Source organism: Campylobacter sp. IFREMER_LSEM_CL2256, from assembly GCF_025771645.1.
Classification (GTDB): Bacteria; Campylobacterota; Campylobacteria; order Campylobacterales; family Campylobacteraceae; genus Campylobacter_D.
The window spans coordinates 86,210-101,699 of record NZ_JAKMQQ010000005.1 but is presented as its reverse complement, the minus strand read 5'-3'; the positions used below and the strand labels follow the sequence as shown (position 1 = coordinate 101,699).

The following is a 15,490-nucleotide window of genomic DNA, read 5'->3' as shown; positions in this document are numbered from 1 at the left end:
ATCAGCCTTCGTTTGTTCCTAAAACATCTTCAAGTTTTTCTTTTAATACTTGAGGTGTAAAAGGTTTTACAATATAGTTATTTACACCTGCTTTTAAAGCTGTGATAACTTCTGCCTTACCACCTTCTGTAGTTACCATGATAATAGGCATATCAGCATATTTTTCTTCCGCTCTTACTTTTTTTACTAATTCTAAGCCATTCATTTCGGGCATATTCCAGTCGGTAATTAAAATTTTAATATCATCATTTTGTGAAAGCAAATCCCAAGCTTCAACTCCATGTTCAGCTTCTAAAACATCTTTATGACCTAATCTTACAAGAGTGTTTTTGATTATTCTTCTCATGGTAGAACTATCATCAACTACTAATAACTTCACTTTTTTTCCTTTATTTCGATGTAATTACATAAGTGTAATTGTATCGTTTTTATTTTTATTAATCAATTAAAAGTTTATATTATACCATTTTAAAATAAAATTAGAATTTAATCACTCTCCATTTTTATTGTGATTAAACTCAGGCACAATTTCCTTCAAAACTTTTGCAGGATCTGTGCTTTGGAGTAATTTTTCTATTTCTTGATTTAAAATTTTTAAATCTTTAATTTCACTAGTGGTAACAAATATACTTTCATATTGAGTTTTCAAATCATCTTCATGGATTAAAAGCTCTTCGTAAAGTTTTTCACCTTTTCTTAGTCCAGTGATTTTAATTTCTAACTTTTTATTAGAAAGTAAAAGCATTTTTTTAGCTAAATCCATGATTTTAACAGGTTCACCCATATCAAGTACAAATAATTCTCCACCTTTAGCAATAGCAGCAGCTTGTAAAACAAGTTGTACAGCTTCATCCACAAGCATAAAATAACGCACTATATCAGGATGAGTAAGAGTAAGTGGTTCATTAGCTGCAATTTGAGCTTTAAATTTAGGTATAACACTTCCACTTGAGCCTAAAACATTACCAAAACGCACACAAGCTACTTCAAAATTTTCACAACTTGAACTTAGCGCATAAAGTTCACAAATTCTTTTTGTACAACCCATGATATTAGTTGGTCTTACAGCTTTATCAGTGCTTATCATAACAAATTTAGCAACCTTGTAAGTTTTTGCAAGATCGATTAAATTTTTAGTACCTATGATATTATTTAAAATAGCTGAATGTGGATTTTGCTCACACAAAGGCACGTGTTTATAAGCTGCTGCGTGTAAAATCAAATCTATGTTTTTTTCTTGTAAAAGTTTTTCTAACGCTTCTTTGTCTAATATACTCATCATAATAGGTTCAATTTTTTCTTTATGCAAGCTTAATTCTTCATTGATTTTATATAAATTATACTCGCTATGATCAAGCATGATTAAGTGTTTTGCGCCAAATTTAATGCATTGTTTACAAAGCTCGCTTCCTATAGTCCCACCAGCCCCACTAACTAAAACTACCTTATCTTTGATAAAATCAATCACGCAAGCATTATCCAAATCTTTTGGTTTACGCGCTAATAAATCTTCGATGCTTATATCTCTTGCTTCATTTTGTGTAAAAGAAAAAAGTTTTATATCATTAATCCCATAAGCAATAAGCTCATCAAAAAGCTTTTTGAGTTCTTCTTGCTCAAGTTTTAAAGCAATGATAGCAGTATGAATACCTTCAGCGGTATATTTTCTAATGGCTTCTTTTTCTTCAACTATAAATTTATCACAATAAGTACCTATTAAATTTTTACGCTCATCTACCACGGCTACAGGAAAAAGTCCTAAGCTCCCTTCTTTGGCTCCTTTTAATAAATGCAAAGCCTTTGAAGTGGCACCAACTACTATACAAGGATGTTCTTCGTTGTATTTTGGTTTTCTAAAATCAACTATCATTCTTTTGCTTATACGCAAACTTCCAATTAGCATACAAGATAAAACAAAGTCTATACCTATAACGCTTCTTGGAAAAGGATTAAAAAAATCATCATAAAAATAATAAATTGCTAAAAATACAAGTTCAGCTAAAGCTAAAGCGATAACTAATTTACGTGCTTCATTGAGTGAGAAAAATCTCCAAGCAACTTGATAAATTCTAAAAAAAGCTAGAAAAATGATTTTAAGTAAAATCAAAATCACAGCACTTTTAAACATACCTTCATAAAATTCACTCGGGATGTCTGCGCTAAAACGTAAAGAAAAAGACAAATAAATACTTATAACAAAAAGTAAAATATCAGCGCCTAGGAAAAATCCTAAGCGTTTGCTTTTATAATCCATCTTAGTCCTTTAAGGTGTTTAAGATTAAAGTAGAAACTTCCTCTACATCAGCTTTACTCATAGTAGTTGCGCTTGGAAGGCAAATTCCATTGCTAAAGAAAAACTCACTATTGCCATTTAAGTAAGCATCGCAACCTTTGTAAAGTTCTTGTAAATGCATTGGTTTCCAAAGCGGGCGACTTTCGATTTTATTATCTTTTAAAACTTGTATGATTTTTAAAATTTTATCTTGAATTTGAATATTTTTATTTTCACATATACAATGTTTTTCATAAGTATTAAGTTTATTTAAATCAAAATCAAGTAAAGCAGTACTTAGCCAGCGATTTGACTTGGTATTTTCAAGTTCATCTAAAAAAGTAAAGGTGCCACTTAAAAATTCTTTATACCAGCTATAAATTTCACGCTTTTTACTTACTCTTTCTTCTAAAACTTCCATTTGAGCAGTGCCGATTGCACCTAAGATATTACTCATTCTATAGTTGTAGCCATATTCTTTATGCTCATAATGAAGACAATTTTCTCTAGCTTGAGTGCTATAAAATCTTGCTTTTTCAAGATTAGCATGATTTTCACTCACAAGCATACCACCACCACCTGTTGTGATGATTTTATTACCATTAAAAGAATATACTCCAAAATCCCCAAAAGTACCTAAAGCTTTATTTTTGTAAAAACTTCCCAAAGCTTCAGCAGCATCTTCGATTAAAAAAATCTCATTTTCTTTACAAATTTGGACAATCTCATCCATTTTAGAAGCATTACCATAAAGGTGTGTTAAAATGAGAGCTTTTGGCTTTTTAGGACTTTCTTTGATGGCTTTTTTTAATAAATTTACATCTAAATTATAAGTTTCATCACAATCAATGAACACAGGCGTAGCATTCATGTAAGAAATAGGTGCTACTGAAGCTATGAAAGTAAAACTTGAAGCTAAAACTACATCACCTTCTTTAATACCCAAAACTCTTAAAGCTAGATGAATGGCTGCAGTGGCTGCATTTAGAGCAAGTGCGTTAGAACTTTTTGTATAATCTTTAATACTTTGTTCTAAGGCATTAACAAACTCACCCAAAGGTGCTATATAATTACTTTCAAAAGCTTTGTGTATGTATTCTAATTCTTTTCCACTCATATGTGGCGCTGATAGAAAAAATCTCATTTTACCTCCTTTATTTTCTTAGCAGGAACTCCGGCATAAATGCCTTTAGAAGTTAAGTTTTTAACTACAACTGCTCCTGCGCCTAAAGTTATGTCATCATTTAAACTCATACAAGGAATAACGCTTGAATTAACTCCCAAAAAACAACGCTTTCCTATTTTTACATTTCCTGTTAGTTTAGCTCCAACGCTAATATGGCTAAACTCATCTACAAAACACTCATGCTCGATCACACAAGCAGTATTTAAAATCACACCTTTTGCAATGCTAGCTTTAGCATTAACTACGACATTTGGCATGATTAAAATACCCTCATCATCTAAAAAAGCACTTGGGCTAATAATAGCACTTTTGTGTATCAAATTTACTAATCTAAATCCATCTTCTTTTGCTTTTTTGAAAAGTTTTTCTCTAATAGAGTTTGCACCAATAGCAATAAACATATCGTGTTTTTCTAAGTTGGAGTGATATTTTAAGCCTTTATTATCATCCAAAAAGATGATTTTTTCATATCCTAAATTTCTAGCTACATCAGCACAGACTAAACCATGTCCACTAGAACCATATATATAAATACTTTTAGTTGTGTCCATTGAATTTATCCGTTGTAGCTACTCCTTCTTTATTAACCCCACTTCTTTTTAAAACTTTAACAATGGTCATAAAAAAGATTTTAAGGTCAAATAAAAAAGAGCAATTTTGCACATATTCTACATCATATTTAAATTTTTGCTCCCAAGAAATAGCATTGCGTCCATTGATTTGCGCCCAACCTGTAATGCCTGGTCTTACGTCATGACGTTTTTTTTGTTCTTGATTGTATAAGGGCAAGTATTCTACAAGTAAAGGTCTTGGGCCTATGAAGCTCATATCGCCTTTTAATACATTAAAAAGCTGTGGTAATTCATCCAAGCTCAAGCTTCTAACTAGCTTACCAAAAGGCTTTAAGCGTAATTCATCAGGAAGTAATTCTCCATTTTCATTGGTTTCATCACTCATGGTTTTAAATTTATAAATATAAAAAATTTTTTCATTTAATCCTGGTCTTGCTTGTTTAAAAAGCACACTTCCTTGAACAATTTTTAAAACAATACCTATAAGCACTATAAAGGGTAAAAAAATAATCAATAAAATCAAAGCTAAAAAAAAGTCAAAAGCACGCTTTAAACCATTTTTATACATTTGTAAAACCCCTATAAAAATCAAGATATTTCAAAGCTATGATATTTTCATCATAATTTTGCGCTCTAAGAAAAGCATTTTGTGCTAAAGTATTTTTTAGTTTTTCATCTTCTAATAAAACTGCGATTTTTTCGGCTAAATCTTTACTGTCTTTGCATTTACAAATTAAACCATCTATGGCATTATCCACTGCCTCAATGCAACCCTCAGCATCACTTACCACGCACGCTTTTTTACAAGCTTGTGCTTCTAAAACCGTTCTTGGATAGCCTTCTTTATAGCTTGGTAAAACAAAAATATCGCATAAATTTAATAAATGTGTAATATCACTTCTTGCGCCAAGATAAAAAACATCATTTGAGTTTAAAAATTCTAATGGTGCACAAGATTTATTATCATCTCTTCCACCCACTAAAACAAAATTTGCCTTATCTTTTAAAATTTGACTTGCTTCATAAAATTCTTTAATACCTTTATGCCAAAGCGCTCTTGAAATCATTAAAACGATAGGCTTATTGGGCATATTGTGTTCTTTTAAAAAAGCTTGTTTTTCTTCTGTGCTAATTTTTAAAGGTAAAAATTGTTTTAAATTTAGTCCTACGGATTTGATGATTTTGATTTTTTCTTCTTTTAAGCCTAAATTTTTCATAAATAAAGCATTGCTTTCATTGACAAAAATAAAACCATTAGCAAGTTTAAAAGAAATTTTATAAAGTAAATTAATACTCATTCTTACTAATTTGCTTTTAAAATCATCATCTATATAAAAACTTCCTAAGCCTTCAACCAAACCAAAAGTGTATTTAATACCCGCCATTTTAGCTGCTATGATACCTGTTGTATTGCTTTTGTGAGCACTTGTTTGTAAAAGATTTAAATTTAAACTTTTGAGTGTATTTTTTAAACTAAGTAGATTTTTAAAAACGACTAAAGGGTTAACGCTTGATCTAGCTAAATCATAAAAACAAACCTTATAACCTAGTTCTTGTAATTTAATAGCAAAATCATCTTTTGGAGTGATGATTATAACTTCATGATTATTTTTTTCTAAAGCCCTAATGAGTGCAAGACGAAAATAATACACACTCATTGCACTATGGGTTAAAATTCCTATTTTCATCTTTTTAGCCTATAAATTTTTGCTCTTGCATCATTAGTGACTTGTTCAAATAAATCTTGATCATATTGATTTAATAAAAACATTTGTATGTAGGCACTATTATAAAGACTTTCATCTAAAATCACAAAGCTTTTATACTCTCTTAAAAAGAGCAAATAAATTTGAGCTTTTGAATCAATTTCATTGTAATAAAATTTGCCATTAGTGATAGATTCTATATCCACAAAAGCTTTTAAAGGTATACTTGCACCTTCTACTTTTAAGGCTCTAAAATCATTAATAATTTCTACTCCATTATCAAGCATAACAGAACCTGTGGTTTTATCTTGAGCTATAGCATTAGCTTGGGAGAAAAATAAACTTTTTTCTTGCTCTCCATTGTCAGGATTTGTATTTGCAAATTGTGCCACCACAGGCATGATACGCAACATTCTATAAGGCATGTAAATATATACATCTCTAGTTTTATTGGTATCAAATTTAAAATCTTTATCATTTAAACTTTCTAAAAAATCTTTAGCACTTGTTTGGTTATAATCTTTAACCATAGCTTTTAAAACATCAGGATAGTTTTCTTTGAAAGATTTTTCAGTGTATTCTACGCTAAGTCTTGCCATATTGGCTGCTGGAATTTGTTCTTTGCTTAATACAAAAGATGAGAAAAAATTATCTTTTCCTAGGTGTTTTCCACCATCGATCAAGGTTTTTACATCGCTATAATAGCGTATTGGATAACCATAATCCCACCAAGCAACAACATAATCTTCTCTTTGAGCTTTATTTTTTAAATCATTTAAAATACTAGCTTCATAAGAAGTAAAAACAGTAGAGGATTTATAATAATAAATATGTACTAGGGCAGGGCTTATGCTAAAAAATGCAATGAGTATAAGTAAGATATTTTTATTTCTTAGACTAAGTTTGATTTGTTTTTTTTCTAAAAAATTAAAAAAAGTATATAAAAAATACCCAAAACCCAAAGCCATCACAGGAACTGCATAAATGGTAAATCTAAGTCCAGCTCTTAAAGCCATAAAACCTAGTGCAAGCATAGGTAGAGCCAAAAGCATACTTTTGTGATCTTTGCAAAGTAAGATAAAACCTATAAAAGAAAGGATAAATACTAAAACACTAGAGCTAATTCTTTGCATAAACACTTCAGGATCGATAGTATTTACTTCCATAATGGTTTCATTGACATTAAAATACACAAAGGCAGCATCTTTTAAATTTTGCACATCAGAAGCTTTGAAAACATAAAATTTAAGTTGATATAAAACAGGATCTAAACCACCGCTTAAATGTAATATCAAAATGCTAATAAAAATCAAAGGCCAAATCATATAAAAATTAATTTTTTCTTCTTTAAAAGCAAAAATAGCAAATAACAATACAATCAAAGCAAGTTTATATTGCCATGCTAGCATACTTAAAGCTATGATCATCAAAGCAATAGCTAGATAAAAAATCTTTTCTTTTCTATGAAATACTAAAGTATAAAGACCAAAAAGTCCTATCATGGCAAAATTTAAAGAATAACTTGATGGATACCACCACAAATAAATCATGATGAAAATTGGACTTAAAAGTAGGGTGAAAATGTCTTTATTAATAGTTAAGCGTATAAAAGTAAGTAAAATAAGCATTGGTAAAACTAATACTAGCATATCTGTATCATAATACCCACTCATAGTGCGGTTGTAATAACTATTTGCAACGCTTCCAAGTAAGGCTGCTATAAAGCCATAGGCAGTGAGTTTATACTCTCTTGCGATTAATATAATAGGCACAACAATCAAAGAAGCAAAAAAAGTACTCATATATAAAATAATACTTTCAAAGCTAAAAGGTAAAATACTATAAAGCCAGTAAGTCAAAGTAGAAAGTGAGCTTCCAAAATAAGATAAGTCATTAGGTTGATGAAAACCTGCTATCATATCTCTTGCACCTTCTGCAAAAGCATAGCCATCATTAGTAGTAATCATAAGTTGATCATTAAAGAAAAACTCATAAAACTCACTTGCCCAAGCTACCCAGTATAATCTACACAAAACACTAAAAGCAAAGGCTATAAGGATTAAAATACAGGTATATTTTATAGAATTATTATCAGTGAAATTTTGTTGTAGTTTCATTTTATGCCTTGTTGAAAAATTCAAATAATTGCTTTGCTATGCTAATTTTATCAAATTCTTTTGCGCGCAAAAAAGCCTTTTGTCTATATGAAGCTTTTAATGCTTCATCATTGCACATTTTCTCTAAGCCTTCTTGCATGGCTTTTTCATCATCTACTTTTACTAAAAGTCCAAACTCATCATCTAAAAATAACTCCCTTGCGCCACTTTTATGATCAGTGCAAAGCACGGCAGTATTACAAGCTAGACATTCGATTAAAACATTGGAAAAACCTTCAAAACTTGAAGCAAAAGCAAAAAAGTCACATTTGCTCATGTATTTATATGGATTTTTATCAAAACCTAGTAAAAAGACTTTGTCTTTTAAATTTAAAGTTTCTATTAAAGCTAAAAGCTCATCTTTTAAAATACCCTCGCCTAAAATGACTAATTTTAAATCAGTTTTAACTTTTGCATAAGCTCTTATAAGCATAGCATGATTTTTACCATGATCAAGTCTGCCAACACTTAATATAAAAGGATCTTTAAAGTTTATTTCTTCTTTAGATTTTGCTATAATGTTTTCTAAGTCTATGGCATTGTATAAAATATCACATTTTTTTGCCTCTATATTGAAATTTTGTATTAAATCTTCTTTGTTTCCTATAGAATTTGCTAAGATTAAATCTGCTTTATTGTAAAGTTTTTTAATAAGAAATTTATTGATAAAAGAATTTAGATTATTATGTTTATAAATCACACTTGGAGTAGTGCATTCATTGATAATAAGGGTTGATTTAAGTCCTAGAGATTTTGCCATTAACGCAATATAATTAGGTCTATTTAATAATACAAATTGCAAATTGATTTTTAAATCTTCGCAAAGCTTTTTGTATTTCATAGCTAGCAAGGGCAGTTTTAAAAATTTAGCTAAGTTGCTTTCGCTTGGATTTGATTTTTCAAGGTAGTGGATATTAACCTCAGGAATATCATAGGATATTTTATCATTCATTAAAATCAAATGTACTTCATATTTTAAATTTAACACAGGTAATAGCGTAGATACAACCCTTTCAGCACCACCGCTTCCTAATGAATAAATAAAAATTGCTAGTTTTTTCATGTTAAACCCTTACTTCTTTGATCAAATCAATCCATTTTTGTGCTACATTGGCCACTTCATAATCTTTACATCGTTGCTGTGCATTAAGCGCTAGTGTTTTTCTTAAATTTTCATCTTGCATTAAAAGGGTGAGTTTTTCGCTTAAAGCTTTTTCATCATCTAAATCTACTAAAAATCCATCTTTTCCATCATCAATTAAATCTTTATGGCCGCTTGTGTATTTTGTGCTAATACGCGCTACTTGATAATATAAACTTTCAAGTAAAACCGTTGGCAAGCCTTCTATGAAAGAGCAAAGGCAGATTATTTTTGCTTTTTTATAAAGATCTTGCATATTTTCAACTTTACCTAGAAAATTAACTTTGATATTTAGATTCTTGGCTTCTTGTTCTAAATCTTGTCTTAATTCTCCATCGCCTGCTATGAAAAAATTGTATTGTTTTTGTAAATTTGTATCTAGTCTTGCTATGGCTTTTAAAAACATAGAAGCATTTTTATTATGATCAAGTCTGCCTACGAAAATGACATTATTTTCTTTTTCTAAATTTTCTTTAATGGGGCTAAAATGACAAGGATTTGGCATATTGATAACTTTTTTAACAAAGTTTTCATAATAATTTTTATCATCATTACTTAGCACGGTTAGAGCATTTGCATGAGGAAAACTTATACGGCGTAAAAATTTCCAAATTTTAGATTTTAAATAAGTATAAGAGCTATGCTCGCTAATGATTAAAGGTGTATTAGAACCTTTATTTGCCCAAACGCAAGCGATGTTAGTGGTATCTAAAAATGAGATAAAAATATCGCTTTTATGCTCTTTAAGTGCTTGTTTTAAGGCTTTGAATTTTTTAATGCGTGAGGCTATTTTATTATAAAGAGTGGAAAAGTCAAACTGCTCTAGGGTAAAAAGTTTGATTTTTGGATCAAGCTTGTAAAAAGAGTCTTCTTTGTGAAATTTAATAATATTTATTTCATGCTTTTTGCAAAGCTCATTAGCTAAAGTGACCAATACTCTTTCAGCACCACCTGAATTTAAAGTAGCTATGATGAAAGTGATTTTCATACTTGTTCCTTTAAATGCCCATGTTTTACTTCAAATACTCTATCACAACCTTGTATGGTTGAGAGCCTATGGGCTATGATGATGAGGGTTTTATCTTTTGAAATTTTATAGATTTCTTCCATGATTTTTGCTTCACTTTCTTGATCAAGAGCGCTAGTTGCTTCATCTAAAACTAAAATTTCAGGTTGTTGATAAAGCGCTCTTGCTATGGCTATTCTTTGTCTTTGGCCCCCACTTAAAAACGAACCTGAATCACCCACCTTAGTATGCACTCCATCTTCAAGTGAATTTACAAAGCTTTCAAGATTAGCTTGTTTGATTACCTTATACAAAAGTGCTTCATCCACTTCTTCTCCAAAGCTAATATTTTTAGCAATAGAATCATTAAAAAGATAAATTTGTTGAGGTATGTATCCAATTTTACTTCTAAAACTTTTTATATTGCTCTCATCAAGTTTAATTCCATCTACAAAAATAGCTCCATCGCTTGGTTTTAAAAGCCCTATGATAAGATCAACTAAAGTACTTTTACCACTTCCACTTTTACCTATAAAAGCGATTTTTTCATTTTTCTTAAGCTCAAAATTTAAATTTTTAAATAAATTTTTCTTACCCTTATAAGCAAAGAAAAGATTTTTCAAAACGATTTTTTCTTTAAATTCAATGTTTTCATCGCCTAACTTTTCTTCTTTTTCATTAAGCATATTATAAATAATATCTAAAGAGTTTTTATAATATGTGATTTCATTATAACTTGTGATGATACGATTAGCACTTGGCATAAGCCTATAAAGAGCTACTACGAAAATAGTAATGGTTGCTAAGATAGAGGAAATATCACTTTCATATCTTAAAACTAAATATACCACAATAAAACAAAGCATACAAAAACCTATACCTTCAAGGTAAATTCTAGGAATGCTTGACATGCTTTCATTGCTAATATTTGCTTTGGCAAAAAGCCCACTTTGGAGTTCATAAAGCTTTTGTGTGCTTTGTTCTTTTGTTTTGAGTTTGATGATTTTAAGATTGTTTAAATTTGCATTTAAAATTTCAAAATAATTTTTCATCGCCTCTTCTCTAGCTATGGAAGCTTTTTTTACCAAGGGTGAGAGAATTTTGATTAAAATAAAAGCATTTAAAAGTAAAAAAGCACTCAAAGCTAGAGTGATTTTATAGTTGATAATTAGCAATAAAGTATAAAGCAAAAACACCACAAAGCTTTCACTTAGCATAAGTAAAAATGCGCTAATTAAAGTACTTAAGTGAAATACTTCTTGAGTGATAGTTTTTAAAAGTTCTGATTGATTTTTATTAGTAAAATTTTCATATTCAAGATGTAAGTATTTATCAAAAATACGACAAGCAAGGCTGTGATAACGCCCTTTAGAAAAACGCGCAAGCAAATGAAAATAAAAGGCATTTAAAAAGGCTCTAAAAATATAAAAGGCAATTAATATACAGCCAAAATAAGCAATAATCTTATAACTTGGTAAATTTAAATACTCATATATAGGTTGAAAATAGGAACTTTTTTCTAAAAGCTCAAAATTACTCGCTACCGATACAAAAGGCATGATTAAAGAAATAGCAAAGCTTTCTATAAATCCTATAAAAATAGAAAAAATTAGCAAAGCAAATAAAAATTTCTTATCATGAGTATTGAGTATGAAAAAAAGTTTTTTTAACACTGTTTTTCCCACTCATAAGCACTTTTACAGATTAATTCTAAATCATCATATTTTGGTTTCCAATTAGTTAGAGTTTTGATTTTATCCGCATTTGAAATAAGCACAGAAGGATCCCCAGCTCTTTTTGGTGCAAGTTCTACTGTGAAATCTACTCCACTTACTTTTTTCATGGTTTCAATAACTTCTTTTACGCTAAAGCCATGCCCATAGCCTACATTGAAAATATTACTTTCATTGTTTTCTAGGTATTCTAAAGCAGCTAAATGCGCACTTGAAATATCATCAACATGGATAAAATCTCTAATACAAGTACCATCTTTAGTATTATAATCATCGCCAAAAATATAAAGTTTTTCTCTTTTTCCTGTGGCTACTTCAGCAGCAACCTTGATAAGTAAAGTAGCTTTTGGATAGCGTTGACCTATAGGATAACTCATGCAAGCACCTGCTACATTGAAGTATCTTAAAATGCAGTATTTAAATTCAGGATTAGCCATATTAGCATCTTGTAAGACTTTTTCACTCATTAGTTTGCTTTGTCCATAAGGATTAATCGGTGCTAATGGACTTTGCTCATCTACAATAGGAGTTTGTGGTTCTCCATAAGTAGCTGCGGTTGAAGAAAAAATGAATTTTTTCACACCTGTTTCTAAACAAGTTTGGATTAGATTACTTGTATTTGCGGTATTGTTCATATAGTATTTTAAAGGATTTTCCATACTTTCAGGAACTTCAATGCTAGCTGCAAAATGCACAATCGCATCAAAATTTTCTTCTTTGAAAAGTTTTTTAATCCCAGCATAATCGCTTAAATCTTGCTCAAAAAACTTAAAAGGTCTGATTTTAGAAAGTTCATCCAAACTTTTTTTGCTACCTTTTGAAAGATTATCTAATACACAAATTTCATGATTTGTTTCTAAAAATTGTTTTAAAGTATGAGAGCCTATGTATCCTGCGCCACCGGTGATTAAAATTTTCATTTTTATCCTTTTTGTGATATTTAATAATAGTTATTTTAATATACTTTTCTTAATTAATTTAAAACTTGCTCTTTTCTTTTTCTGTGGCCTCTAAAAATGGCTTTTGATAGCTTTTATCGCTATGTTTTTGCAAAAGCTCTTCTTTGAAATTTTCTAAAATATTAAGATAATCTTCTTGGGTTAAATTACCTTTAATGAGTTCGTATTTTAAAAATAGCATATAGGTGTTTAACACATCACTTTCGCAGTATTCGTGAATTTTTTCTAATTTGTTTTGATAAAAAAGTTCTAATACTTCATTTCCATGTATATCATACTTTCCAGGAAGTCCTGCCATAGCACAAAGTGTGTCAAGTCTTAAGCCTTTTTGGCCAAAACTTCCTAAAGATTCTAATAAATCACAATGTTTATTTTCTACAAATTTACTTTTGTAGTTATTCCATTTATCACTTGCGTCTAAATAAGCACTTGCGTTGATATTGTATTTTAATGCTCTTATAACAAACAAAGGCATGTCATAGCTTTTACCATTAAAACTTACAAGGCGGGGTTGGTGTTTATCTATGAAGTTAAAAAACTCTTCTAACATTTGTTTTTCATTTTCGCCTTTGATTTTATTGACTTTGATGAAATTTCCAAATTTATCTGCAATCACTGCACAAATGCTTACAACTTTATGAAAAGGCAGGGGTAAAAATTCACTTCCGCTTTCTTCTTTTTGTCTTTCTAAAGCTTGCTTGCTTATGCTTAAATCATCGCCATTAAAATCATAAAGATGTTTTATCAATTCTACATCAGGAATGCTCTCACAATCAAAAACGCAAATGTATTCTTGCATGATAAACCTTTTTTTAAAAAAATCTTTGTTAAAATCATAACAGAAAATTTAAAAATAAAGTAGTATATGAAAATAGGTTTGGTTAAATTATCCGCACTTGGAGATATCATCCATGCGGTAATTGTTTTACAGTTTATTAAAAAGCATTATCCTAAGGCGAATATTGATTGGTTTGTAGATGCAAGATTTGCAGGATTATTGCAAGATCATCCAATGATCAATGAAGTATATGCCCTGCCTTTAAAAGATAGAAAATTCAAAGAAGTTTTTGCTATGCTTTTTGAAGCTAGACAAAATAAATATGATGTTGTGATTGATTTGCAAGGTTTGATTAAATCCGCTTTAGTGGGTAAATTTTTATGTGCTAATACTTTTGGTTTTGATCAAGAAAGTATCAAAGAGGGTTTTGCGAGCAATTTTTATACGCATAAATTTGCGTGTAATTATGAAGAAAATATTATTGTGCGTAATCTTTCTTTGGTAGCTTATGTGTTAAATGAGCATTTTGATCATAGTGATATAGAGTTAAAACAAAGTTGTTTTAGTATAGATGATGAGTTAAAAGAAGAGTTAGAACAAAGACTTTCTTTAAGTGAAAGTGCGCCAAATATACTCATACATGTAGGCTCATCTATGCCTAATAAAATTTACCCAAAAGAGCGTTTGATACTACTTTGTAGAATGCTTTTAGAGTATTTTACTAGTGCAAAAATCATGCTTGGTTGGGGTAATGTTAATGAGTTTAATTTTGCTAAAGATATAGTTTTAAATTTAAAACATTTAAAAATAGAACTTGCGCCAAAATTAAGCTTAAGTGAGCTTTGTGCTTTAACTAAGGCAAGCGATTTGATTATCGGAAATGATAGTGGGCCTACTCATTTAGCCTTTGCATTAAACAAGCCTTCTATAACGATTTTTGGTGCTACTCCTAGTCAAAGAAATGCTTATGAAACAAATATCAACAAAACGATCAATGCAGGTAAAAAAATACTGCATTCAAAGCATATAGATAAAAGTGATTTTTGCATACAAAATATCGATGAAAAAGATATTTTTAAACTTGCTTGTGAGCTTTTAGAAAAATGATAAATTATATATATTTAAGCCTTTTTTACGTGTTAAAAGTTCTTGTGAAGATTTTACCTTCAAAGCTTTTAAACTCTTTTGCAAATTTGGTTGCTTTGATCACTTATAGGTTTAATCATAAACACCGCAAAATCATTGACACAAACTTAAAAATTTGCTTTCCTGAAAAAGATCAAAAATGGCGTGATGAAACTAGTCTTAATATCTATAAAAATTTTGCTAAATTTGGGATTGATTTTATCAAAAATCAAAATGCAAGCAAAGAAGAAATCATCAATAAAATTTGCTTTGATGATGAGGAGCAAATTTTAAATATAATGCAAAGTAAAAGACCCTTGATCGTAACTACGGCTCATTATGGTAACTGGGAACTTTTGGCTTTATCTTTTGGAGCTAAATTTCAAGGAATCTCCATAGTTGGAAGAGCGCTTGATAGTGTGATAATGGATAAAATTTTAAGTAAAAATCGCACGCAATTTAATATAGAGCTTATAGAGAAAAAAGGCGGGCTTAGAAAAATGCTAAAAGCCTTAAAAGAAGGTAGATCGCTTGGAATTTTAACCGATCAAGATGCAGTGGATAGTGAAAGTATAAAAATACAATATTTTAATCAAGAAGTAAATTTTATAGCAGGTGCAAGTGTGCTTGCAAAAAAAACAAATGCTATGATTTTGCCTTGTTTTGTGTATCAAAAAGATGAGAAATTTTTTGTAAAAACTTTTAAGGCTTTAGACGCAAGCAAGGCAAGTATAGAAGAGCTTACTAAGTATCAAGCAAAGTGTTGTGAAGAGATGGTTAAATTTAAACCTGATGAGTATTTTTTCTTTCATAAGAGATTTAAAAGATATAATCATGAGTTGTATTTATAGGATAT

The 15,490-nt window shown here is 29.8% G+C and carries 14 protein-coding genes; 2 read left to right on the top strand and 12 right to left on the bottom strand.

The window, feature by feature from the left end; all coding sequences use genetic code 11:
• Position 1: 1 nt before the first annotated feature.
• From L8U00_RS03715 to L8U00_RS03660, 12 genes are all read right to left on the bottom strand, one after another.
• The gene (locus L8U00_RS03715; RefSeq protein WP_039619063.1) at positions 2–379 is read right to left on the bottom strand and encodes a chemotaxis response regulator CheY; all 378 of its coding nucleotides are present in this window, start codon (positions 377–379) and stop codon (positions 2–4) included.
• Positions 380–490: 111 nt separating this feature from the next.
• Positions 491–2,254 carry a UDP-N-acetylglucosamine 4,6-dehydratase (configuration-retaining) gene (gene pglF / locus L8U00_RS03710; protein WP_263708549.1) on the bottom strand — a complete coding sequence of 588 codons (1,764 nt, stop codon included), beginning with the start codon at positions 2,252–2,254 and terminating at the stop codon, positions 491–493.
• A gap of 1 nt (position 2,255) precedes the next feature.
• Positions 2,256–3,416, bottom strand: coding sequence for a UDP-N-acetylbacillosamine transaminase (pglE, locus tag L8U00_RS03705; protein WP_263708548.1), 1,161 nt, complete (start codon positions 3,414–3,416; stop codon positions 2,256–2,258).
• Positions 3,413–4,009 carry a UDP-N-acetylbacillosamine N-acetyltransferase gene (pglD, locus tag L8U00_RS03700; protein ID WP_114640582.1) on the bottom strand — a complete coding sequence of 199 codons (597 nt, stop codon included), beginning with the start codon at positions 4,007–4,009 and terminating at the stop codon, positions 3,413–3,415. The genes pglE and pglD overlap by 4 nt, the downstream gene beginning before the upstream one ends.
• A complete protein-coding gene (pglC, locus tag L8U00_RS03695; protein WP_263708547.1) occupies positions 3,996–4,598 on the bottom strand; it encodes an undecaprenyl phosphate N,N'-diacetylbacillosamine 1-phosphate transferase in 603 nt (200 codons plus the stop codon). The genes pglD and pglC overlap by 14 nt, the downstream gene beginning before the upstream one ends.
• A complete protein-coding gene (gene pglA, locus L8U00_RS03690) occupies positions 4,591–5,718 on the bottom strand; it encodes a N,N'-diacetylbacillosaminyl-diphospho-undecaprenol alpha-1,3-N-acetylgalactosaminyltransferase (RefSeq protein WP_263708546.1) in 1,128 nt (375 codons plus the stop codon). The genes pglC and pglA overlap by 8 nt, the downstream gene beginning before the upstream one ends.
• Positions 5,715–7,853 (bottom strand): STT3 domain-containing protein, encoded by a 2,139-nt coding sequence (locus L8U00_RS03685; RefSeq protein WP_263708544.1) that lies wholly within the window; start codon positions 7,851–7,853, stop codon positions 5,715–5,717. Before L8U00_RS03685 ends, pglA begins: the two co-directional genes overlap by 4 nt.
• Position 7,854: 1 nt before the next feature.
• A complete protein-coding gene (locus tag L8U00_RS03680; RefSeq protein ID WP_263708543.1) occupies positions 7,855–8,955 on the bottom strand; it encodes a glycosyltransferase in 1,101 nt (366 codons plus the stop codon).
• 1 nt (position 8,956) lies between these two features.
• Entirely contained in the window at positions 8,957–10,021 is a 1,065-nt protein-coding gene (locus tag L8U00_RS03675) for a glycosyltransferase (protein ID WP_263708542.1), read from the bottom strand.
• The gene (locus L8U00_RS03670; RefSeq protein ID WP_263708541.1) at positions 10,018–11,712 is read right to left on the bottom strand and encodes an ABC transporter ATP-binding protein; all 1,695 of its coding nucleotides are present in this window, start codon (positions 11,710–11,712) and stop codon (positions 10,018–10,020) included. The genes L8U00_RS03675 and L8U00_RS03670 overlap by 4 nt, the downstream gene beginning before the upstream one ends.
• Complete coding sequence (gene galE, locus L8U00_RS03665) at positions 11,706–12,692, bottom strand: UDP-glucose 4-epimerase GalE (RefSeq protein WP_263663437.1); 987 nt, start codon at positions 12,690–12,692, stop codon at positions 11,706–11,708. The genes L8U00_RS03670 and galE overlap by 7 nt, the downstream gene beginning before the upstream one ends.
• Before the next feature lie 58 nt (positions 12,693–12,750).
• Positions 12,751–13,530 carry a 3'-5' exonuclease gene (locus L8U00_RS03660; protein WP_263708539.1) on the bottom strand — a complete coding sequence of 260 codons (780 nt, stop codon included), beginning with the start codon at positions 13,528–13,530 and terminating at the stop codon, positions 12,751–12,753.
• Between the two features lie 66 nt (positions 13,531–13,596).
• Between L8U00_RS03660 and waaC the strand changes: the two genes are divergently transcribed.
• Both waaC and L8U00_RS03650 read left to right on the top strand, forming a co-directional pair.
• On the top strand, positions 13,597–14,616 hold the full coding sequence (waaC, locus tag L8U00_RS03655; protein ID WP_263708538.1) for a lipopolysaccharide heptosyltransferase I: 1,020 nt from the start codon (positions 13,597–13,599) through the stop codon (positions 14,614–14,616).
• Positions 14,613–15,485, top strand: coding sequence for a lipid A biosynthesis lauroyl acyltransferase (locus L8U00_RS03650; RefSeq protein ID WP_263708537.1), 873 nt, complete (start codon positions 14,613–14,615; stop codon positions 15,483–15,485). Before waaC ends, L8U00_RS03650 begins: the two co-directional genes overlap by 4 nt.
• The last annotated feature ends 5 nt before the right edge of the window (positions 15,486–15,490 follow it).